General features: G+C 65.3%; 23 protein-coding genes. 17 read left to right on the top strand and 6 right to left on the bottom strand.

Features of this window, described 5'->3' with window-relative positions:
• Positions 1-137 precede the first annotated feature (137 nt).
• The 9 genes from I9018_RS29795 to I9018_RS29750 all read left to right on the top strand — a co-directional run bounded on the left by I9018_RS29795 (position 138) and on the right by I9018_RS29750 (position 8023).
• A complete protein-coding gene (locus I9018_RS29795) occupies positions 138-704 on the top strand; it encodes a DUF2780 domain-containing protein (protein ID WP_241108186.1) in 567 nt (188 codons plus the stop codon).
• A gap of 105 nt (positions 705-809) precedes the next feature.
• Positions 810-1238 carry a DUF350 domain-containing protein gene (locus I9018_RS29790; RefSeq protein WP_241108185.1) on the top strand — a complete coding sequence of 143 codons (429 nt, stop codon included), beginning with the start codon at positions 810-812 and terminating at the stop codon, positions 1236-1238.
• Positions 1239-1248: 10 nt separating this feature from the next.
• Positions 1249-2004: a DUF1190 domain-containing protein gene (locus tag I9018_RS32765; RefSeq protein ID WP_277398081.1), complete on the top strand. Its 756-nt coding sequence runs from the start codon at positions 1249-1251 to the stop codon at positions 2002-2004.
• On the top strand, positions 2001-3158 hold the full coding sequence (locus I9018_RS29775) for a glutathionylspermidine synthase family protein (RefSeq protein ID WP_241108184.1): 1158 nt from the start codon (positions 2001-2003) through the stop codon (positions 3156-3158). Before I9018_RS32765 ends, I9018_RS29775 begins: the two co-directional genes overlap by 4 nt.
• Positions 3159-3472: 314 nt before the next feature.
• Complete coding sequence (locus tag I9018_RS29770; protein ID WP_068575710.1) at positions 3473-4513, top strand: aliphatic amidase; 1041 nt, start codon at positions 3473-3475, stop codon at positions 4511-4513.
• A gap of 81 nt (positions 4514-4594) precedes the next feature.
• On the top strand, positions 4595-5713 hold the full coding sequence (locus tag I9018_RS29765; RefSeq protein ID WP_241108183.1) for an AAA family ATPase: 1119 nt from the start codon (positions 4595-4597) through the stop codon (positions 5711-5713).
• Positions 5714-5739: 26 nt separating this feature from the next.
• Positions 5740-6897 (top strand): aliphatic amidase expression-regulating protein AmiC, encoded by a 1158-nt coding sequence (gene amiC, locus I9018_RS29760; protein WP_241108182.1) that lies wholly within the window; start codon positions 5740-5742, stop codon positions 6895-6897.
• Complete coding sequence (locus tag I9018_RS29755; RefSeq protein ID WP_068575704.1) at positions 6894-7484, top strand: ANTAR domain-containing protein; 591 nt, start codon at positions 6894-6896, stop codon at positions 7482-7484. Before amiC ends, I9018_RS29755 begins: the two co-directional genes overlap by 4 nt.
• 32 nt (positions 7485-7516) lie before the next feature.
• Complete coding sequence (locus I9018_RS29750) at positions 7517-8023, top strand: AmiS/UreI family transporter (protein ID WP_068575702.1); 507 nt, start codon at positions 7517-7519, stop codon at positions 8021-8023.
• Between the two features lie 31 nt (positions 8024-8054).
• On the opposite strand, the gene I9018_RS29745 is transcribed toward I9018_RS29750, so the two are convergent.
• Positions 8055-8942: an acyltransferase gene (locus I9018_RS29745; RefSeq protein WP_068575700.1), complete on the bottom strand. Its 888-nt coding sequence runs from the start codon at positions 8940-8942 to the stop codon at positions 8055-8057.
• A gap of 232 nt (positions 8943-9174) precedes the next feature.
• Here I9018_RS29745 and I9018_RS29740 point away from each other — a divergent pair, with 232 nt between their 5' ends.
• The gene (locus I9018_RS29740; protein ID WP_241108181.1) at positions 9175-10050 is read left to right on the top strand and encodes an alpha/beta hydrolase; all 876 of its coding nucleotides are present in this window, start codon (positions 9175-9177) and stop codon (positions 10048-10050) included.
• A gap of 208 nt (positions 10051-10258) precedes the next feature.
• Complete coding sequence (locus I9018_RS29735; RefSeq protein WP_241108180.1) at positions 10259-11263, top strand: AraC family transcriptional regulator; 1005 nt, start codon at positions 10259-10261, stop codon at positions 11261-11263.
• Between the two features lie 27 nt (positions 11264-11290).
• On the opposite strand, the gene I9018_RS29730 is transcribed toward I9018_RS29735, so the two are convergent.
• Together I9018_RS29730 and I9018_RS29725 are read right to left on the bottom strand one after the other, a co-directional pair.
• Complete coding sequence (locus I9018_RS29730) at positions 11291-12430, bottom strand: NAD(P)/FAD-dependent oxidoreductase (RefSeq protein ID WP_241108179.1); 1140 nt, start codon at positions 12428-12430, stop codon at positions 11291-11293.
• Positions 12431-12444: 14 nt separating this feature from the next.
• The gene (locus I9018_RS29725) at positions 12445-13239 is read right to left on the bottom strand and encodes an alpha/beta hydrolase (protein ID WP_241108178.1); all 795 of its coding nucleotides are present in this window, start codon (positions 13237-13239) and stop codon (positions 12445-12447) included.
• A 231-nt stretch (positions 13240-13470) separates the two neighbouring features.
• Between I9018_RS29725 and I9018_RS29720 the strand changes: the two genes are divergently transcribed.
• From I9018_RS29720 to I9018_RS29700, 5 genes are all read left to right on the top strand, one after another.
• The gene (locus I9018_RS29720) at positions 13471-13971 is read left to right on the top strand and encodes an ATP-dependent zinc protease (RefSeq protein WP_068575691.1); all 501 of its coding nucleotides are present in this window, start codon (positions 13471-13473) and stop codon (positions 13969-13971) included.
• A gap of 92 nt (positions 13972-14063) precedes the next feature.
• Positions 14064-14747, top strand: coding sequence for a two-component system response regulator CreB (gene creB / locus I9018_RS29715; RefSeq protein ID WP_241108177.1), 684 nt, complete (start codon positions 14064-14066; stop codon positions 14745-14747).
• Positions 14747-16165 carry a two-component system sensor histidine kinase CreC gene (gene creC, locus I9018_RS29710; RefSeq protein WP_068575689.1) on the top strand — a complete coding sequence of 473 codons (1419 nt, stop codon included), beginning with the start codon at positions 14747-14749 and terminating at the stop codon, positions 16163-16165. The genes creB and creC overlap by 1 nt, the downstream gene beginning before the upstream one ends.
• Before the next feature lie 135 nt (positions 16166-16300).
• The gene (gene creD, locus I9018_RS29705) at positions 16301-17677 is read left to right on the top strand and encodes a cell envelope integrity protein CreD (RefSeq protein ID WP_124347216.1); all 1377 of its coding nucleotides are present in this window, start codon (positions 16301-16303) and stop codon (positions 17675-17677) included.
• Positions 17670-17846, top strand: coding sequence for a hypothetical protein (locus I9018_RS29700; protein ID WP_164487256.1), 177 nt, complete (start codon positions 17670-17672; stop codon positions 17844-17846). The genes creD and I9018_RS29700 overlap by 8 nt, the downstream gene beginning before the upstream one ends.
• Here the strand turns inward: I9018_RS29700 and I9018_RS29695 are convergent.
• Positions 17843-18469, bottom strand: coding sequence for a glutathione S-transferase (locus tag I9018_RS29695; protein WP_124347217.1), 627 nt, complete (start codon positions 18467-18469; stop codon positions 17843-17845). The two genes, I9018_RS29700 and I9018_RS29695, sit on opposite strands and share 4 nt — an antisense overlap.
• A 105-nt stretch (positions 18470-18574) precedes the next feature.
• Between I9018_RS29695 and I9018_RS29690 the strand changes: the two genes are divergently transcribed.
• Positions 18575-18997 carry a hypothetical protein gene (locus I9018_RS29690; protein WP_241108176.1) on the top strand — a complete coding sequence of 141 codons (423 nt, stop codon included), beginning with the start codon at positions 18575-18577 and terminating at the stop codon, positions 18995-18997.
• On the opposite strand, the gene I9018_RS29685 is transcribed toward I9018_RS29690, so the two are convergent.
• Positions 18975-19163 carry a hypothetical protein gene (locus I9018_RS29685; RefSeq protein ID WP_022641477.1) on the bottom strand — a complete coding sequence of 63 codons (189 nt, stop codon included), beginning with the start codon at positions 19161-19163 and terminating at the stop codon, positions 18975-18977. The two genes, I9018_RS29690 and I9018_RS29685, sit on opposite strands and share 23 nt — an antisense overlap.
• Entirely contained in the window at positions 19160-20281 is a 1122-nt protein-coding gene (locus I9018_RS29680; RefSeq protein WP_068575679.1) for a PepSY-associated TM helix domain-containing protein, read from the bottom strand. Before I9018_RS29680 ends, I9018_RS29685 begins: the two co-directional genes overlap by 4 nt.
• Between the last annotated feature and the right edge of the window lie 43 nt (positions 20282-20324).

Genomic DNA, 20324 nt, shown 5'->3' with positions numbered 1-20324 from the left:
ATGCAGCTTTTTTCGACTAGATTTCAAGCAGCCATGGATCTTGAAGTCGCTTGGAACATTCGTCTGCGCCATGAGTCCAACGGCTGTTTTCCCGCCACCCGATTCTGGGTGGTTTCTCGCCCCATGAGGTTGTTTCGATGAATATTCCACGCGGTTTCGCCCTGGCTACCCTGATGACCCTGGCAGCCGGTTCGGCTTTTGCCGGCGGTTTCAGCCTGAATGATGCGGCCAATGCCATTTCCAGCATGCAGGGTGGCGACAAGGCTGCCGCTGCGGCACCGACCTCGCAGACCGCCGGCCTGCTCGGCGCCCTGGGTTCGCAGCTCAATGTCACCCCCCAACAAGCCATCGGCGGCACCGGCGCCATGCTTGGCCTGGCGAAGAACCAGCTGAGCGGTTCCGACTACTCGCAACTGAGCAAGAGCGTGCCGGGCCTGGACAAGCTGTCGGGCAGCAATGCCCTGGGCAGCCTCGGTGCCTTGGGCGGCCTGCTCGGCCAGTCGTCGGGCCAGAGCGCCGGGCTGGACAACGCCCTGGGTAACGTCAAGAACACCAGTGACCTGAACAATGCGTTCGGCGCCCTGGGCATGGACAGCGGCATGGTCGGGCAATTCGCCCCGGTGATCCTGCAGTACCTGGGCCAGCAAGGGGTGGGCGGCTCGCTGCTGCAAAGCCTGAGCAGCATCTGGGGCGTGGCCAAGTAAGGCGACGGGCCCCGGTGCCAGCGCGCCGGGGCCAATCCTCCAGTGTTCGGCGAATCGGGCCTGTGATATATCTCGCGCCCCGTTTTCCAAGGAAGCCCGAACGCGATGTTCATGGATGCACTGAAGATGTCTCTGCCCGCCAATGCGGTGCTTGGTTTTACCCTCTACATGCTGGGCGCGGCCCTGGTCTTCGCCCTCTACGCCTTCATCTACACCCGCCTGACGCCCCATAACGAATTCGCCCTGATCCGCCAGGGCAACAGTGCGGCGGCCATCGCCCTGGCCGGTGCCTTGCTGGGCTTCGCGATCCCGGTGGCCAGCGCCATTTCCCACTCCATCTCGATCATCGACTTCCTGCTCTGGGCGGTGATTGCCGCCGTGGTGCAGTTGCTGGCGCTATTGGCCGTAAGCCTGACGCTCAAGGGCTTGTCCCGGCGCATCGTCGACCAGGAGAACGCCGCGGCGATCCTGGTGGCTGCGGTTTCCGTCGGTGTCGGCCTGCTGAATGCGGCCTGCATGACTCCATCGACCTGAGGGCGCAGCGATGAAACGCAGTAGAAGCGTGCGCCTGGTACTGCTGGGCAGCGTGCCGTTCGCCCTGGCGGCCTGTGATGGCCAGCCCCAGGCGACCCGGGTCGTGCGCCAGGTCCAGCATTTCAGCACCCCAGAGGAGTGCGCCCAGGCGCAGGTTCCCATGGATATCTGCCTGGACGCCCGTCACGATGCCTGGGCATATGGCCAGGAGGAGGGTCCGCGTTATTGGGACCTGAAGCGTTGCGAGGCGGATTTCCTACCGGGCGCTTGCACCCTCTCCAGCGATGGCCGGGCCTATGTGCCGATGTTCTACGGGTTCGCCCTGACCACTGATCGCACGGTGCCGGTTACTCCAGAGGACGAGCAGCAGGCGGCGACCGATAGTTCCAGCAGCAGCTCCAGTAGCACTGGCTCCAGTGGCGGCAGCAGCTCGTTCAGCGGCGGCGGTGGTCACGGTTCGAGCTCTTCGGGTTCGAGTTTCTGGCGCTGGATCGGCCTGGACTCGACGCCTGAGCCACGCTACTTCACCGAAGGCCTGTACAAGGAGCGTGACGCCCAGGGCGGTGAACGCTTGAGGACCCTCGCCCAGCAGGTCGAGGGCGGCAAGCGCTTCCCCGGCGCCAGCAGTGGACGTTTCGCTATCTCCAGCCCCGAGCACTTCACCAGCACAGGCAGCTCCTTCTCCGGTGCCCATGAGGTGGTCAGTCGCGGCGGCTTCGGCTCCAGCTCCAGCTCCGGCCACAGCAGCTGGGGGTTCGGTTCTTGAAGCGGGTCCACAGCACGCCGCGCCCGGACTGGCAGGCCACGGCGCAGCGACTGGGGTTCGCCTTCCACACTTTCGATGGCGAGCCCTATTGGGACGAGTCGGCCTATTACCAGTTCAGCCTGCGGCAGATCGAGGAGCACCTGGAGGACCCGACCCAGGCGCTGCATGAGTTGTGCATGGAGCTGGTGGCCGAGGTGGTGGAGAGCGAAGAGCTGCTGCAGCGCCTGGCCATTCCCGAGGCGTTCCACGAGCTGGTCCGCAGCTCGTGGAAGCGCCGCGATCCGCACCTCTATGGACGCATGGACCTGTGCTACGACGGCCACGGCCCGGCCAAGCTGCTGGAGACCAACTACGACACCCCGACCTCGCTGTACGAGGCGAGCTTCTTCCAGTACGTCTGGCTCGAACAGCAGATGCAGTGTGGCCAACTGCCGGCGGGTTGCGACCAGTTCAACAGCATCGAGGACAAGCTGCTGCAAGCCTTCGTGCAGGGTGGCTTCGGCTCGCCGTTGTACTTCTCCTCGGTCCGTGGCTCGGTGGAAGACCGGGGCACCGTCGAATACCTGCGCGACATCGCCCGCCAGGCCGGCCTGCGCACGCGGATGATCGATATCGAGGACATCGGCCTCGATGCTGGCGGGCGTTTCGTCGACCTGCTGGGCACGCCCATCGACAACCTGTTCAAGCTTTATCCGTGGGAGCAGATGTTCAACGAAGACTATGGCCGGGCCATCGCCGCTAGCCGCACCGGCTTCGTCGAGCCGCCATGGAAGGCGATCCTCTCCAACAAGGGCGCCATGGCCCTGCTCTGGGAACGTCATCCGGGGCATCCGAACCTGCTGCCGGCGTTCATCGACGAGCAGCCGGCCGGCGACCTGCAACCGGGCTGGGTACGCAAGCCGTTCTTTTCCCGGGAGGGCGCCAATGTGCAGATCCGCACAAACGCTGGCGAACGGTTGAGCGAGGCGGGGCCCTACGGCGCGGGCCCGAGCATTCGCCAGCAGTTCCAGCCGTTGCCGAGCTTCGCCGGCAACCACACCGTGATCGGTAGCTGGGTGATCGGCGACCGGCCGGCGGGGATCGGCATTCGCGAGGACAATTCGCCGATCACCAAGGACAGCAGCCGTTTCCTGCCCCATGTGATCCTCGACTGAACCCTGTCCGATACCGCCTCGCCGGGGACGTGTCGTCGCTTACAAAAAAATCCCCGCTAGGCCTGGCGCTGCAAGTGCCGGGCTAGAGGGCTCTTTTGGGCATGGACCGATCCTGCTGGCGCGCCGGGGGTTGCGCGGTGCTTGACAAGGTTTCTGGCGCGGCGCTTAGATAAGCCCCATCAGGAAAAGCGCATCAGCGTCGATGTCGCCGATCCATCCAGGTCGTACATGCCAAAGAGCAAATGAGCTCTCCCGGGGTTATCCCCGGGAGGGCTTTTTTTCGTCCGCAAAAAATAAAAATAGAGGTATCAGATATGCGTCATGGCGATATTTCCAGTAGCAACGATACCGTTGGCGTCGCAGTGGTGAACTACAAGATGCCACGCCTGCACACCCGCGCCGAGGTCCTGGCCAACGCGCAGAAGATCGCCGACATGGTGGTCGGCATGAAGCAGGGCCTGCCGGGCATGGACCTGGTGATTTTCCCCGAGTACAGCCTCCAGGGGATCATGTACGACCCGGCACAAATGATGGAGACGGCGGTCGCCATCCCCGGCGACGAGACCGAGCTGCTGGCCCGGGCTTGTCGCAAGGCCAACGTCTGGGGGGTGTTCTCGCTGACCGGCGAGCGCCACGAAGAACACCCGAACAAGGCGCCGTACAACACCCTGGTGCTGATCGACAACAAGGGCGAGGTGGTCCAGAAGTACCGCAAGATCATCCCCTGGTGCCCGATCGAGGGCTGGTACCCCGGCGGCCAGACTTTCGTCAGCACAGGGCCCAAGGGCATGCAGATCAGCATGATCATCTGCGACGACGGCAACTACCCGGAGATCTGGCGCGATTGCGCGATGAAGGGCGCCGAGCTGATCGTGCGCTGCCAGGGCTACATGTACCCGGCCAAGGAGCAGCAGGTGCTGATGGCCAAGGCCATGGCCTGGGCCAACAACACCTACGTGGCGGTGGCCAATGCCGCAGGCTTCGATGGCGTCTATTCCTACTTCGGCCACTCGGCGATCATCGGCTTCGATGGCCGTACCCTCGGCGAATGCGGCGAGGAGGAAATGGGCATCCAGTACGCCCAGCTGTCGATCTCGCAGATCCGCGATGCCCGGGCCAACGACCAGTCGCAGAACCACCTGTACAAGATCCTCCATCGCGGCTACACCGGCTTGAACAACTCCGGCGAGGGCGATCGTGGCCTGGCCGAGTGCCCCTTCGAGTTCTACAAGACCTGGGTGACCGACGCCGAGAAGGCCCGGGAAAACGTCGAGAAGATCACTCGCTCGACCTCGGGCGTTGCGCAGTGCCCGGTGGGGCGGCTGCCCTACGAGGGGCTGGAGAAAGAGGCCTGACCTGCGCTGCAGGTTGAGCGGCGGGCTGCTGCCGGGCGGCCCGCGTCCTTTTTCTTCCCTGCGCAAGATGGAGTCATTCCCATGCCCTTCCTGACCGACATGCTGGAGCAGTCGCAGCGTCGCCAGGCCCAGGACCAGGCCCTGGCCAGCGAGAACCGCGCCGATGCGCCGCTGGCCCAGGCCCACCTGGCCAGCCAGGCGGCGCTGCACAGCCGTTACCGTTTCGATATCGAGGCCATCATGGCCAGTTTGCGCGCCGAGATCCTCGGCCAGGACCAGGCCTTGCACAGTGTCCAGGACATGCTCCGGGTGGTGCGCGCAGACATCACCGATCCACGCCGCCCGCTCTACACCGCGTTGTTCCTGGGCCCCACCGGGGTGGGCAAGACCGAGATCGTGCGGGCCCTGGCCCGGGCCCTGCATGGCGATGCCGATGCTTTTTGCCGCATCGACATGAACACCCTGTCCCAGGAGCACTATGCCGCCGCGCTCACCGGGGCGCCGCCCGGCTACGTGGGGGCGAAGGAGGGCAACACCCTGTTCGACCAGGACAAGCTCGACGGCAGCCTCGGGCGCCCCGGCATCGTGCTCTTCGACGAGCTGGAAAAGGCCAGCCCGCAGGTGGTCCAGGCCCTGCTCAACGTGCTGGACAACGGCATGCTCACGGTGGCCTCGGGCGAGCGCAGCTACAGTTTTCGCAACAGCCTGATCTTCATGACCAGCAACCTCGCGGCCCGGGAGATCCAGGGCTACGACCAGCGTCGCAAGGGCTGGCCGGGCTGGTTGTTGCCCTCCACCGCGGCTTCACGGCATCGGGCGGTGGAGAAGCTGGTCAGGGCTCGCTTGCTCAAGGCCTTCGCCCCGGAGTTCGTCAACCGTATCGACAACATCATTACCTTCAACTGGATCGAGCGTGGCCTGGTGGAGCAGTTGGTGGCGCTTGAGGTGCAGCGGCTCAACCGGCGCCTGGAGAAGCACCGCTGCAGCCTGGTGGCCACGCCCCAGGTGCTGGCCCATGTGGCCCGTGCCGGTTTCGACCGGCAGTTCGGCGCCCGTGCGTTGCGCCGCAGCGTGCGCCAGCATCTGGAAGTGCCCCTGGCCGAATTCCTCCTGGAGTACCACGCTCCGGTCATGGGCGAGCCGCCGGTGGTCTATGCGGCGCACATGGCGCAGGGCAGGATCGGGTTCAGCCGCCAGTAGCTGCGTTGAATTAGGAGATGTCATTCATGGTTTCACATCCGGACCAGCCCCAGATCGGGCTGCTGTTTTCCGAGACCGGCGTCACCGCCGACATCGAGCGTTCGCAGCGCTACGGCGCCTTGCTGGCCATTGAGCAACTGAACCGCCAGGGCGGCGTGGCCGGCCAGCCGATCCAGGCTCTGGCGCGGGACCCCGGCGGCGATCCGGATCGCTATCGGCTGTACGCCGATGAGTTCATCCGCAACCACGGGATACGCCTGCTGGTGGGCTGCTACATGTCCCACACGCGCAAGGCGGTGATGCCGGTGGTGGAGCGCACCGACGCGCTGCTCTGCTACCCGACGCCCTACGAGGGTTTCGAATATTCGCCGAACATCATCTACGGCGGCCCGGCCCCGAACCAGAACAGCGCGCCGCTGGCGGCCTACCTGATCCGCCACTACGGGGAACGGGTGGTGTTCATCGGCTCGGACTACATCTACCCCCGGGAGAGCAACCATGTGATGCGCCACCTGTACCGCCAGCATGGCGGCACAGTGCTGGAGGAAATCTACATCTCGCTGTATCCCTCGGATGAGGACCTGGCGCGAGCCGTGGACCTGATCGTCAAGGCCCAGGCCGACGTGGTGTTCTCCACCGTGGTGGGCACCGGCACCGCCGAGCTGTACCGGGCCATTGCCCGGCGCTATGGCGACGCGCCCCGGCCCCGGATCGCCAGCTTGACCACCAGCGAGGCGGAGATCGCCAAGATGGGCAGCGAGGTGGCCGAGGGGCATGTGGTGGTCGCGCCGTATTTCTCCAGCATCGATACCCCGGCCAGCCGCGAGTTCGTTCGCGCCTGCAATGCCTTCTTTCCCGAGGACGTCAGCATCACCGCGTGGACCGAGGCGGCCTACTGCCAGACCCTGATGCTCGGCCGGGCCATGCAGGCGGCCCAGGACTGGCGGGTGGAGCAGGTGCAGCCCGAACTTTACCGCCAGCGCCTGGACGCACCCCAGGGGCCGATCTGGGTGGAACAGCAGAACAACCACAGCCACCTGACCTCGCGCATCGCCGAGATCGATTCGCGCGGGACGTTCCAGGTGCGCTGGCAATCCCCCGAGCCCATCCGGCCGGACCCCTACGTGGTGGTGCACAACCTGGACGACTGGTCCGCCAGCATGGGCGAGGACTCGCACCGATGAGCGCCAACTCGATCCTCGGTTCCCTGCGCGAGCTGCAGGTGATGGTGCTGAACCCGCCCGGGGCCTTGAGCGATGCCCTGGTGTTGCAGCTGATCCGCATCGGTTGTTCGGTGCGCCAGATCTGGCCGCCACCCAAGCACTTCGATGTGCCGGTGGACGTGATCTTCACCGGCATCTTCCAGAACCATCACCACGAGCAGATCAGTGCGCTGGTCGGCAGCGGCTCGCCGCGCACCACCGTGGTGGCCCTGGTGGAGTACGAGAGCCCGGCGGTGCTGTCGCAGATCATCGAGCTGGAGTGCCATGGGGTGATCCTTCAGCTGTTGGACGCGCACAAGATCCTGCCGGCGCTGGTCGCCGCGCGCCGGGTCAGCGAAGAGCTGTTCAAGCTCAAGCAGAAGCACGCGCAGTTGCAGGAACGCCTGGCCAGCCAGGTGGATATCAACCGGGCCAAGGTGCTGTTGATGCAACTGCACGGCTGGGAGGAAGGCCAGGCCCATGGATTCCTCTGCCAGGAGGCGATGAAGACCCGGGAGCCGATTCTCAAGGTCGCCCAGGACCTGTTGCGCCAGCACCCGGACAAATGAACCAAGAACAACAATAACGCGAGGGTATCGTCATGCTGCTTGGATTGATTCTGCTGTACGTGGGCGCCGTGCTGTTCGTCAACGGCATCTGGCTGATGGAGCGCATCAGTGGCAGGGAGGTCGCGGTGATCAATGCCCTGGTCGGCAGCCTGAGCCTGCTGGTGGCCCTGTACATGATCTTTCTCGCCGGCGAGGTGCGGGGCGGGGCGCTGACCCTGCTGTTCGCGTTCACCTACCTGTGGGTGGCGGCCAACCAGTGGCTGGGCAACGACGGTCGGGGGCTAGGCTGGTTCTGCCTGTTCGTCAGCCTCACCGCGGCCACGGTGGCGATCCAGGCGCTGGGCGATCTGGGCGGGGCTTTCGGGGTGTGGAACGCGCTCAACTGGCTGGCCTGGACCCTGCTGTGGTTCACCTTCTTCCTGCTGCTGGGGCTGTCGCGCAAGATCCAGCGCCAGGTGGCGTTGTTGACCCTGGTGTGCGCGATCGGTACCGGCTGGATTCCCGGGTTGTTGATCCTCGGGCAGGTGCTCAAGCCCTAGGGGCGGCGCCCCCAGGGTAGCGGGATGGGGCTCAGTCGGCCCCGGCCAGCAACGCGTCGATACGCTGGTCCTTGTCGGTCCACAGCTGGTTGACCCAGTCCTGGACCTGCTGGCGGAACGCCGGGTCGTTCTCGTAGTCGCCGTGCCACAGGGCCGGGTCCAGCTCACGGGTGCGGATATCGATGATCACCTTGGGCACGTTGCCGCTGATCAAGTCCCAGAAGCCGGGAATGCGTTCCTGGGGGTAGACCACGGTGACGTCCAGCATGGCGTCCAGCTGTTCGCCCATGGCGGCCAGGACGAAGGCCACGCCGCCAGCCTTGGGCTTGAGCAGGTGGCGCAAGGGCGAGGCTTGCTGCTCGCGCTTGGCCGGGGTGAAGCGGGTGCCTTCCAGGTAGTTGACCACGGTCACCGGCTGGCGCTTGAACAGCTCGCAGGCGGCCTTGGTGATCTCCAGGTCCTTGCCTTGCAGTTCCGGGTGCCTGGCCAGGAAGGCCTTGCTGTAGCGCTTCATGAAGGGGTAGTCCAGCGCCCACCAGGCCAGGCCCAGGAACGGCACCCAGATCAGTTCCTTCTTGAGGAAGAACTTGAAGAACGGCGTGCGCCGGTTGAGGGTCTGGATCAGGGCCGGGATGTCGACCCAGGATTGGTGGTTGCTGACCACCAGGTACGAGGTGTCTTCACGCAGGCCTTCGCCACCGCGAATGTCCCAGCGGGTGGGGATGCAGGAGGCGAAGATCAGCTTGTCGATCTCGGCCCAGGTCTCGGCGATCCACATCACCGCGCCGGAGGCATAGTCCCGCAGGCGGCCCGGCAGGACCAGCTTGAGCAGGGCGAACACCATCAGGGGCCCGAACAGCACCAGGGTGTTGAGCAGAAGCAGCAGGGTGACGAGACAGCCGGTGAGCAGTCGGCGCATAAGGCACTCTTTACAATTTTTGGGGCGCGTAATGATAAGCAGCTTCGGCGAGCAGGCCAAATTCTAGTGTGCTGGCGAATGTTTCACCTGCGCTGTGACAAGCTTTTTACAGTAACGCTCGGAACGGGCCGATCGTGCCCGAGGAAGCGGATAGCCTTTGCCGACTTTACGGATTTTCCCTGTTTCGCCACAGGCGCCTAATCGGCCGATACCCTCAATCGGAGCCTGTCCCATGAACCGCCCCCTGGACCCAGCCGCCCTGGCGGCCTATTTCGATAGTCAATACAACGCCCGGGCCAGCGTCGCCGATTATGCCCAGTACCCGCGCCTGTACCGAGCGCTATCGGACGCCGCCCATGCCCGTACACCTTGTCATCGCGATGTGGCCTACGGCAGTGGAGCCAACGAGCGACTGGATATCTTTCCGGCAGCGCAGAGCGGGGCACCGGTGCTGCTGTTCATCCATGGCGGTTACTGGCGCGCGCTGTCGAAGGCCGACTCGGCGTTCATGGCTCCGGCACTCACCGCTGCCGGGGCCTGTGTGGTGGTGCTGGACTACGACCTGGCGCCCGCCGTGACCCTGGACCAGATCGTCGACCAGGCCCGCCGTGCATTGGCCTGGCTCTACCGGCACGCCAGCGAATTCGGTGGCGATCCTCAGCGGCTCTATGCCAGTGGCAGTTCGGCGGGTGGCCATCTGGTGGGCATGCTGATGGCCGGAGGCTGGCAGGCTGGCCTGGGCGTACCGGACGATGTGCTGCGTGGTGCGCTGCCGATCAGCGGGCTGTTCGACCTGGAGCCGCTGCGCAGTACCCACATCAATGAGTGGATGCAGTTGAGCGTCGAGGATGCCCGGCGCAACAGCCCGCTGTTCCATTTGCCAAGCAGTGGTGCAGGGGAGTTGGTGATCAGCCACGGGGGCCTGGAAAGCGCGGAGTTCGCCTGGCAGTCCGCAAGCTTTCTCAAGGCCTGGAGGGATAGCGGATTTACCGGACGGATGGTACCGGCGCCCCACAAGAACCACTTCGATGTGGTGCTCGAACTGGGCCAGCCCGGTACACCGCTTTACCAGGCGCTGTGCCGGCTCATGGGGCTGGACGTGCGGTAACACCCGTTGCCGGCGGTAACGCCGGGCGACGGGAGCCAAAGGCGGCAGGCGGGCTGCCCGCCCGCGAGTTATCCGGAAAAACCGCCAATGTTATCCACCGGCTGCCCTGGCCGACGGGTGCCGGCCAAGCTGGCATGGAGCGTGCCTCAGCGACCTGGAGTACGCCACAAGAGCGTGCGTCCGATCTTGCATTCCAAGGTGCCGTGCGATGAACACCATCAATTCCATTCGAGACATTTGCACTGAGGGCCGCGACCTTGCCTACGCCCAGCATTGGATGACCGCCATTTGTGGGCCCCATGAGTTGAGCTCTCGTGGCCCTGGCCAGGTGCGCTTCAGCCATCGCGGTACGGTACTGCGCTCGACGGCCATGACCTTGGGCCTGATGCACCACGGTGCCGAGGTCAGTGTCAGCATCGAAGATGGCGTGGGCCTGGACTGCTACAGCCTGAGCCTGCCCTTGAGCGGCGAGCAGCAGGTCAATGTCGGCGGATGCACCCTGGGCTCGGATCGCAACCGTGGGGTGATTCTTTCGCCCTATGGGGCCCAGCAACTGGATATCGCCGCCAATTGCCTGCAGTTGCACATAGCGATCCCGCGCCAGGCCATGGAGCAGGGCCTGGAGCATCTGCTGCAGCGACCGATGCAGGAGCCGCTGCGCTTCGAGCCTTCGATCGATGCCGTGCAGGGCGCCTCCGGCAGCTGGTGGCGCATGGTCGAGCATCTGGTACAGGACCTGCGCACCAGCATCGCCCTGTATGACCAGCCCGGGTTCACCCGGGACCTGGAACATGCATTGATCAAGGGCCTGCTCCTGGCCCAGCCGAACAATTACAGCGCCAGGTTGCGCCAGGATCAGGAGCGCCACTTGCCGCATTACCTGGTACGGGCCCGGGAGTTCATCCATGCCCATGCCCGGGAGGCGTTGGACCTGGACGCGATCGAAGCGGCCGCTGGGGTGTCGCGCTCCAAGTTGTTCGAGTGTTTTGGCCGGTACCTGGGGGTACCGCCAATGATCTACCTCAAGCGCTATCGCTTGAGTGGCGTGCGCCAGCAACTGCTGGAGGATGGTTGCCCGGGCAATATCTCGGCGATTGCCATGTCTTGGGGATTTTTCCACCTGGGGCGGTTTTCTGGCGAGTACCGCAAGCTGTTCGGCGAGACGCCCAGCGCGACCTTGCAACGCCTGGTGGCGCGGCGGGGCGGCCACTAACGCCGCGCCGCGCTGGCAGATGGGCTTCTAGCTCGGGGTGCCCGTTGGCTGGCTGCACGCGGCCCGCAGGATCTGCCGGCGTACCCACTCATCCCCCATGCCATGTTGCAGCACCCGCTGCCGGGCCTCGTCCGGCAGGGTCGAGACCTCGCCGTACAGGCACGACCAGCGCTGGCAGTGCTCGGCCAGCTCCCGCTCACCGGCTTCCCAGGCCGCCAGGCGTGCCGGGATATCGCGGCGATCCTGCAAGCCCTCCAGGTAATGGGCCAGGGCCAGCCCGGTTTGCATCGCCATCCCGCCGCCCTGGCCCAGGTGCGGTGGCTGGGCATGGGCGGCATCGCCGATCAGCGCCGTGTGCCCCGCCGACCAGGCCCGGACCTTGACGATGCTGTATTGCGCCCAGGGCAGTACTTCGTCCACCCGTTCGATCAGGTGCGCCCAGGTCGGAAAGGCCTCGCACCAGGTCGCATGATCCAGCGGCGAGGCCTTGCCCCGGATGTCGTCCTTCTGGCAGGTCAACGCCAGGTAGATGCGTTTTCCGTCCAAAGGGGTGATCAGCAAGCGGCGGTTGCCGCTCCAGCACTCCAGGTACTTGCCCTGGCCGTCCGGGCCGAGTTCCTGCTGGGTCCCGGGGATGATGGCGCGCAGGGCGCCTTCGTCGGTCTGCTGGTGGAACTGTTCCAGCCCCAGCGTTCGTCGTACCACCGACCACACGCCATCGGCACCGATGGCCAGGTCCGCTTGCTCGTGTCGGGCACCGGCGAACAACAATTCGCCAGCGGCGCTGGCGCCGAGCACTTCGCAGCCGGTGCGGATATTTACCCCGGCGGCCAGTGCCGCGTCCCTCAGGCCCGCCAGCAAGGCGCTACGGGCCACTGTCACCAGGCGTATCCCGGGCGGTAGCTGGCCTGCCTCGAGTATCCGTCCGGCGTCGTCGCGCTGCTCCATGGCCCGGCCATGGAAGGCATCGGCGGCAATCGCCTTGACGCCCAGGGCCTGGAGGATACGCAGGCCGTTTTCCCAGATGTAGATGCCCGAACCCTGGGCCCGCAGTTCGGCCTGGCGTTCGTAAATGGTCACCGACCAACCTCGTTGCGCCAGGGCTGTGGCGGCGGCGAGACCACCAAAACCACCACCGGCGATGATCGCGTTGAAACCCTTGTTCATGGGATCGCTCCTCTTCAAGCGCAGAAGAATTCATCGATGGCCCGGGCCACGGCCCGGGGGTTCTCCAGGGTCGGGAAGTGGGTATTGCCGGGGATGTGGCAGGGGTCGAACCAGCTGTGTTCGGCGGCGAAGTCCTGCTGCATGCGTCGGTAGCCCGGGTCCAGCGGTTGCGAATAGATATGCCGCACCAGGGGCTTGTCAGCGATGCTCGACATGCGCTCCAACGGGCTGCCCCAGCGCCGGTAGCAGATCTCGATCTCGCGGCAGGAGCGGCGCCACATGGCGCCGTCGAACCCGGGCATTTCGTGGCGCAGGTGCTCGAGTACATCGGCGTTGTCGGTGCTGGCGGCCCACTCGTCGAAGAAGCTCTGGCGACCGGTGGCATAGTCGGTGGGGTGCTGGCCTTGGGCGAGCTGCTGCCAGAAGCCCTCATGGGGTTGCATCAGCCAGTCGACCACCACGGTCTTGGGGAGGCGTTTGCTACCCAGGCGTTCGCAGACCTCCAGGTTGACCCAGCAGCCGTGGGACGTGGAGACCAGGCGCACTGAGTCCAGGCCCTTGAAGTCAATGAAGGCCAGCAAGTCGTCGGCCAGGTCCAGGGCGCTGAAGTCGCCGCCGTCGGTCTGCTTCGGGTCGTGGCCGCGCCAGTCCAGGCACATCACATGAAAGCGCTCGGCCAGCAGTGGCGCCAGGCTCTTGAACAGCCGGCGATCCTGGCACCAGCCGCTGAGCAGCAACAGGCTCGGGGCTTCGGGGTCGCCGGTTTCGGTATAGGTCATCAGGACATCGTTCAGGTGCACGGTCTGCATGGTGTCGTTCCTTTGCGATTGAGTAAGCGAGGCAGCGGGACGCGCTGGCCGGCGCCAGTCAATGGTGCGCCGGGGGTGGGGGACGGGCTATCCGGTGGGTGGGGAGTCGTTGTCCGCAGAGTCCCAGGCTGGGGCTACAGACGTTTGCCGCGATAGCGCGATATCGTGCGAACCAATTACTTGGCGGCGGTCTAAAATCCCGCTGTCCCTTTCCTCGAGGAATCCTGCGTCGTGAAATCCGTCCTTGCTCTGCTGTCTCTGGTGGCGTTGCCGGTCCTGGCCGCCGAACCGACCCTGTACGGTCGCTACGAAAACATCCGTTTGCCGGAGATCGGCGAAACCTTGCAGGCCAAGATGGATACCGGGGCCCTGACTGCGTCGCTGTCGGCCAGGGATATCCAGACCTTCACCCGCGATGGCCAGACATGGGTGCGCTTCCGCCTGGCCACCAAGGATGCCGGCGACAAGGTCTACGAACACAAGGTGGCGCGGATCAGCAAGATCAAGAGCCGCTCCGACGAAGACGACGAGCGTGAGGAGCCCCAGGCGGCCAAGCGCCCGGTGGTGGAGTTGGAAATGTGCCTGGGCAACGTCAAGCGCACGGTGGAGGTCAACCTCACCGACCGCAGCAGCTTCAACTATCCGTTGCTGATCGGCGCCAAGGCCCTGCGCGAATTCGGCGCGGCAGTGAACCCGGCACGGCGCTACACCGCCGACAAGCCTGACTGCTGATGGGGCTGCCGCGCGCGGCGGTGCAAGCTCCGATTGACTGTCCATAAGGCATCCGGCACCGTTCGCCCATTGAATTTGCGTGCTTGGATGCCATGCCCCATATCCTGATTGTCGAAGACGAAGCGGCGATTGCCGACACCCTGGTTTTTGCCCTGCAGGGCGAAGGCTTCAGCACCACCTGGCTGAGCCTTGGGCATGCCGCCCTGGAGTACCAGCAGGCGACCCCGGCGGACCTGATCATCCTCGACATCGGCCTGCCGGATATCAGCGGCTTCGAAACCTGCAAGCAACTGCGGCGCTTCAGCGAAGTGCCGGTGATGTTCCTCAGCGCCCGGGATGGCGAGATCGACCGGGTGGTGGGCCTGGAGATCGGCGCCGACGACTACGTGGTCAAGCCCTTCAGCCCGCGGGAAGTGGCGGCCCGGGTCAAGGCCATCCTCAAGCGCATCGCGCCGCGCCCGGCACTGGAGCCGGAAGCGGCGGCCTTGTTCACCATCGATCCCGAGCGGGTGCAGATCAGCTATCGCGGCCAGTCCCTGAGCCTGACCCGGCATGAGTTCCGCCTGTTGCAATGCCTGCTGGAGCAACCCGAGCGGGTGTTCAGCCGCGAGCAACTGCTCGATGCCCTGGGGGTGATGGCGGACGTGGGTTACGAGCGCAACATCGACAGTCATGTGAAGAGCCTGCGGGCCAAGCTGCGCCTGGTGGCGCCCCAGGCCGAACCGATCCAGACCCATCGCGGCCTGGGCTACAGCTACAGCCCGAGTCACGCCTGATGACCCTGGGCCTGCGGATCTTCCTGGTCTACCTGCTGTTCATCAGCTTCACCGGTTATTTCGTGCTGAGCACGGTGATGAAGGAGATCCGTCCCGGGGTGCGCCAGTCCACCGAGGAAACCCTGGTGGACACCGCCAACCTGCTGGCGGAGATCCTGCGCGACGACTTCAAGGCCGGCACCCTCAGCGAGAATCGCTGGCCGCAACTGCTGCGGGCCTACGGCGAGCGCCAGCCGGCGGCGACCATCTGGGGCCTGCCGAAGAACCAGGTCAACCACCGGATCTACGTGACCGATGCCCGGGGCATCGTGGTCCTGGACTCCAGCGGCCTGGCGGTGGGCCAGGACTATTCACGCTGGAACGACGTCTACCTGACCCTGCGCGGGCAGTACGGCGCACGTTCGTCACGGGCGGTGGCCGATGACCCGAATTCTTCGGTGATGCACGTGGGCGCGCCGATTCGCGACAACGGCCAGATCATCGGCGTGGTGACGGTGGCCAAGCCCAACAGTTCGTTGCAGCCCTATGTCGACCGTACCGAGCGGCGCTTGCTGTGGTACGGCGCCGGGCTGATCGCCATGGGCCTGTTGTTCGGTGCTTTGCTGTCGTGGTGGTTGAGTGCTGCGCTGCGGCGCATGACCGGTTATGCGCTGGCGGTAAGCGAAGGGCGGCGGGCCGAGTTGCCGCATTATCGCGGCGGCGAGATGGAGCAACTGGCCACGGCGGTGGAGCGCATGCGCACCCAGCTGGAGGGCAAGGCCTACGTCGAGCGCTACGTGCACACCCTGACCCATGAACTGAAAAGCCCGCTGGCGGCGATCCGTGGCGCGGCGGAACTGCTCCAGGAAGACATGCCCCAGGCCCAGCGCCAGCGCTTCGTCGGCAATATCGACAGCGAAAGCGCACGCATGCAGCAATTGATCGAGCGCCTGCTGAACCTGGCCCAGGTGGAGCAACGCCAGGGCCTGGAGGAGCGGGTCAAGGTGCCGCTGGCGCCCCTGGTCCAGGACTTGCTCGACAGCCAGCACGGGCGTATCGAAGGCAAGCAGTTGCAGGTGGAGCAACAGGTGCCGGCGGACCTGGCCTGGTCCGGCGAACCCTTCCTGCTGCGCCAGGCCCTGGGCAACCTGCTGGCCAACGCCCTGGACTTCAGCCCGGCCCAGGGTGTGTTGCGCTTTGCGGCCCGGCACACGGAGGAGGGTGTGGAGCTGGCGCTGTTCAACCAGGGCGAGCCGATTCCTGACTACGCCCTGCCACGGTTGTGCGAGCGCTTTTACTCCCTGCCGCGCCCGGACAGCGGGCGCAAGAGCACGGGCCTGGGCCTGAACTTCGTCGACGAGGTGGTGCAGCTGCATGGCGGCCAGCTACGGATCGACAACGTGCCCGGTGGTGTCCAGGTGACGTTGCGCCTGCCTTGACCTGCGGATGTGGCGAGGGAGCAAGCCCTCTTGCCACAAAGGCCTTGGGGATTCTCCACAGAGTCTCCACACGGGCTCCATAAAACCCCCATGGCGGGGGCCCAGACTCTCCTGCATTCACACAGGGAGAGCCCCATGAACCGCAATCTGACTTTCAAGCTCGGGGCCATCGGCCTCTTGATCATGCTGTTGCTGATACCGCTGCTGATGATCAGCGGGCTGATCAGCGAACGCCAGCAATTGCGCGATGGCGTGCTCGAGGATATCGCCCGCAGTTCCAGCACCCAGCAGCAGCTTCGCGGCCCGGTGCTGGTGGTGGACTATCGCAAGACCGTGCGCACCTGGAAGACCGACGAAAAGACCAAGAAGCGCTATCAGGAGGTGGGCGAAGAGCAGGGGCGCCTGTTCTTCCTGCCGGAGCAGTTCGAGCTGGACGGCAAGGTCCAGACCGAGCTGCGCGCCCGGGGTATCTACGAGGCGCGGCTGTTCCACGCCGACAACCACATCAGCGGCCAGTTCGTGGTGCCCGAGCAATACGGGATCAAGGAGGATTTTGCCGACTACCAGTTCGACCAGCCATTCCTGGCCGTGGGCATCAGTGATATCCGTGGGATCGAGAATGCCCTGCAACTGCAACTCAACGGCCAGGTCCTGGACTTTGCCCCGGGCACTTTCGTCAATTGGCTGGATGAAGGGGTGCATGTGATGCTGCCGCCTCTGGACCTGAGAAAGGCCAGTCGCCTGGACTTCGCCTTCGACCTGCGCCTGCAGGGTACCGGCCAGTTGACGGTGCTGCCGGTGGGCAAGACCAGCAAGGTCCTGCTGACGGCCAACTGGCCGCACCCGAGTTTCATCGGCAACTACCTGCCGGTACGTCGGGAAGTCACCGAGAAAGGCTTCTCGGCCATCTGGCAGACCTCGTTCTTCTCCACCAACCTGGAACAGGCCATGGAGCGTTGCGCATCCGGCACGCAGTGCCAGGGTTTCAACAGCCGCAGCTTCGGGGTGAGTTTCATCGATCCGGTGGACCAGTACCTCAAGAGCGACCGGGCGATCAAATACGCCTTGCTGTTCATCGGCCTGACCTTCGCCGGCTTCTTCCTCTTCGAAGTGCTCAAGAGCCTGGCGGTGCACCCGATACAGTACGGCCTGGTGGGCGTGGCGCTGGCGTTCTTCTACCTGTTGCTGCTGTCGTTGTCCGAGCACCTGGGCTTCGAGCTGGCCTATGGCGTGTCGGCTGCGGCCTGTGTGGGGTTGATCGGTTTCTATGTCAGCCATGTGCTGCGCAGTTGGCGTAACGGCGCGATGTTCGCAGGCGCCCTGGCTGCCTTGTACGGCCTGCTCTACGGCTTGCTGAGCGCCGAGGACTACGCGCTGCTGATGGGCTCGTTGCTGCTGTTCGGCCTGCTGGGGGTGTTCATGGTGCTGACCCGCAAGCTGGACTGGTATGGCGTTGGCCAGCGCAAGGAGGCGCAACCGCTGCACTTCGACCTGGGGGTGATCCGTGAGTAGGTCGCTGGGTTTGCGTGAGGACCAGCGCCTGGGGCAGACCCTGGCGCTGCGGATTGCCGGCCTGTTCGTACCGGATGCCTGCTGGCTGGAGCGCCAGCAGGCAGGCTTAGGCAAACCGGCGGTGCGTATGGCAAGGCACCGCTACCGTTCGGACCGGTTGACCGATTAACGCGGCTGGCTGTCGAGCATCGAGGCGCGTTCGCTGACCTCGGCGTACCAGGCGGCGAGCCGGGGCTGGGCCTGGCGCCACTCCAGGTCGGGGTGGCGGAAATCCAGGTAGCCCAGGGCACAGGCGACGCTGATGGCGGCGATGTCGAAGTGGCTGGCCAGCTCGGCAATGGCGTGGGCCTCGAGCTCTGCCAGGCCCCGACGGATCTTGTCGCGCTGGCCCTCGATCCATGGCTCCCACTGCTGTTCGGGCGCACGCAGGATCAGTTCGTAGCGCACCAGCAGCGAAGCATCCATGATGCCGTCGGCCAGGGCCGCGAGGGTCAGGCGCCGCCAGCGGGCCGAGCCCTCGCGGGGGATCAGCGGGTTGCCGACGTGCTGCTGGTCGAGGTAGTCGAGGATCACCCGGCTGTCGTACAGCACTTGGCCGTCGGCCAGGCGCAGGGCGGGGATCTTGCCCAGGGGGTTGTCCTGGTTCAGCGTGGCATCGGGCTTGACCGGGGTCAGCTGGCAGTCGTGCAGGGCGACTCGATCCAGCTGCCCGGTTTCATGCAGCAGCACCATGACTTTGCGTACATAGGGTGATGCCGGGTTGTGGAACAGCGTCATGCTTGGGGTGGACATGAATATTCCTCGTGGATAGGGGAGCACAGGCTCTCGCCCGAGGATCTTAGCGCAGCCGGTGGCACAGGCCACAGGTGTGCATGGGCTATGGACAAGGAGTAGTGGATGCGCAGGTCTTATCTTCGGCACGGGCTGATCAGCCTGGCCCTGACCTTGCTGGGGGCCCTGGCGGTGTACCTGGCCCTGCAGTACGAGTTTCGCCGCAAGGGCGAGGGCGAGCCGGAGCTGATCATGGCATTCGCCTACATGGCCTGGTACTGGGCCTTGCCGGCGCTGACGCTGCCGGCCCTGGGCTGTGCCCTGCTGGGCCTGCGCGGCTCGGCCCGGGTGACCCGCCCCTGGCGCTGGGGCCTGGCGGCCAGCTATGTACCGTTGCTGGGGCTGGCGCTGTTCAGCGTGCTGGTGGCCATCGAGGCGCTGCAGGAAAACCACGGGTTCATCCCGGTGATGCTGGTCGGCCTGGTGCTGTCCATGTACCTGTGGCGCGGTTTCCCGGCTGCCGGGGTCAAGCCGCGCCCTGGCGCTTGAACAGGCCACGCAGGGCGATCAGCGCCGGCAGGCCCAGGCCGATCCAGCTCAGGCTGTCCCACAGGCCGTCGCCCAACAATGCCGCGAACAGCCCGGCGGCGCTGAGCAGGCCGATGGCCAGGGGCGCGGCGAAGACCTTCCAGAAGCTCGCTTGACGGCGTTTCATGGGCGCGCCTCCGGTAACGGCCTGGCGGCTCGACGGCGGACGATCCACAGGTACAGGCCGCTGCCCAGGACGATGATGGTCAGCACGTCCATCACGGCCCACAGCACCTTCATCGGCATGCCGCCGTAGTCACCGAAGTGCAGCGGTTGCGACATGCCCATGGCATCCATGTACCAGGGGCGGCCGGCCACGGCAGTGACTTCCAGGGTGCTGGCGTCGATCAGCACCGGGGTCAGCAGGTGCGAGGTCAGGTGGCTGTCGCCCTTGAGGAACACTGCATAGTGATGCTCGCTGGAGAAGCGCGTGCCGGGGAAGGCGATGAAGTCCGGTTGCATGCCTGGGACTGCGTCCCGGGCGATGTCCAGCAGGCGACTGGCCGGCGCCAGCGTTTGCAGCGGCGGCGCATCGCGATAGGGTGCGACCATCGCCGCGAGGCTGTCGTTGCGCCAGGCGGCGATGATCAGGTCGGCACAGGCGCTGATCACCCCCGTCACTCCCACCACCAGGGCCCAGGTCAGGGTCACCACGCCGATCAGGTTGTGCAGGTCGAGCCAGCGCAGGCGGCGGGACTTGTCCTGGCGCACGGTGGCGAATTTCAGGCGGCGCATGAACGGCAGGTAGAGCACGGTGCCGGAGACGATCGCCAGCACGAACAGCACGCCCATGAAGGCCAGCAGCAACTTGCCCGGCAACTCGGCGAGCATGTCCACGTGCAGGCGCAGGATGAACATCATCAGGCCGTCGTTGGCCGAGGGCGTCTCCAGTGCCTCGCCGGTACGGGCGTCGAGCATGAAGGTATAGGAGAGGTTGGGGTCGGTGCCGGCGGTCTTGGCCATGATGGTGGTCACGCCGTTGGGCTCGTCATCTTCCCAGCCGAAGTACTGCAGGACCTCGCCCGGCCGATGGGCCTCGGCGGCCTTGACCAGTTGCTGCAAGTCCAGGCGCGGCGTATCGGCGGGCATCTCCCGCAACTCGGGGGCATTGCCCAGCAGGTGGTCGATCTCGTGGTGGAAGATCAGCGGCAGCCCGGTGAGCGCCAGCATCAGCAGGAACACCGTGCAGATCAGGCTGGTCCAGGTGTGGATGAAGGACCAGCGGCGGATGGTTGTGCTTTTCATTCATTAGCCTTCAGACACGCGAAGGCCGTCCTGGTGGACGGCC

It is taken from the genome of Pseudomonas sp. MPFS, assembly GCF_022537035.1.
Lineage (GTDB): Bacteria > Pseudomonadota > Gammaproteobacteria > Pseudomonadales > Pseudomonadaceae > Aquipseudomonas > Aquipseudomonas sessilinigenes.
The sequence above is the reverse complement of the archived record's forward strand: the minus strand, read 5'-3'. Positions and strand labels throughout refer to the sequence as shown.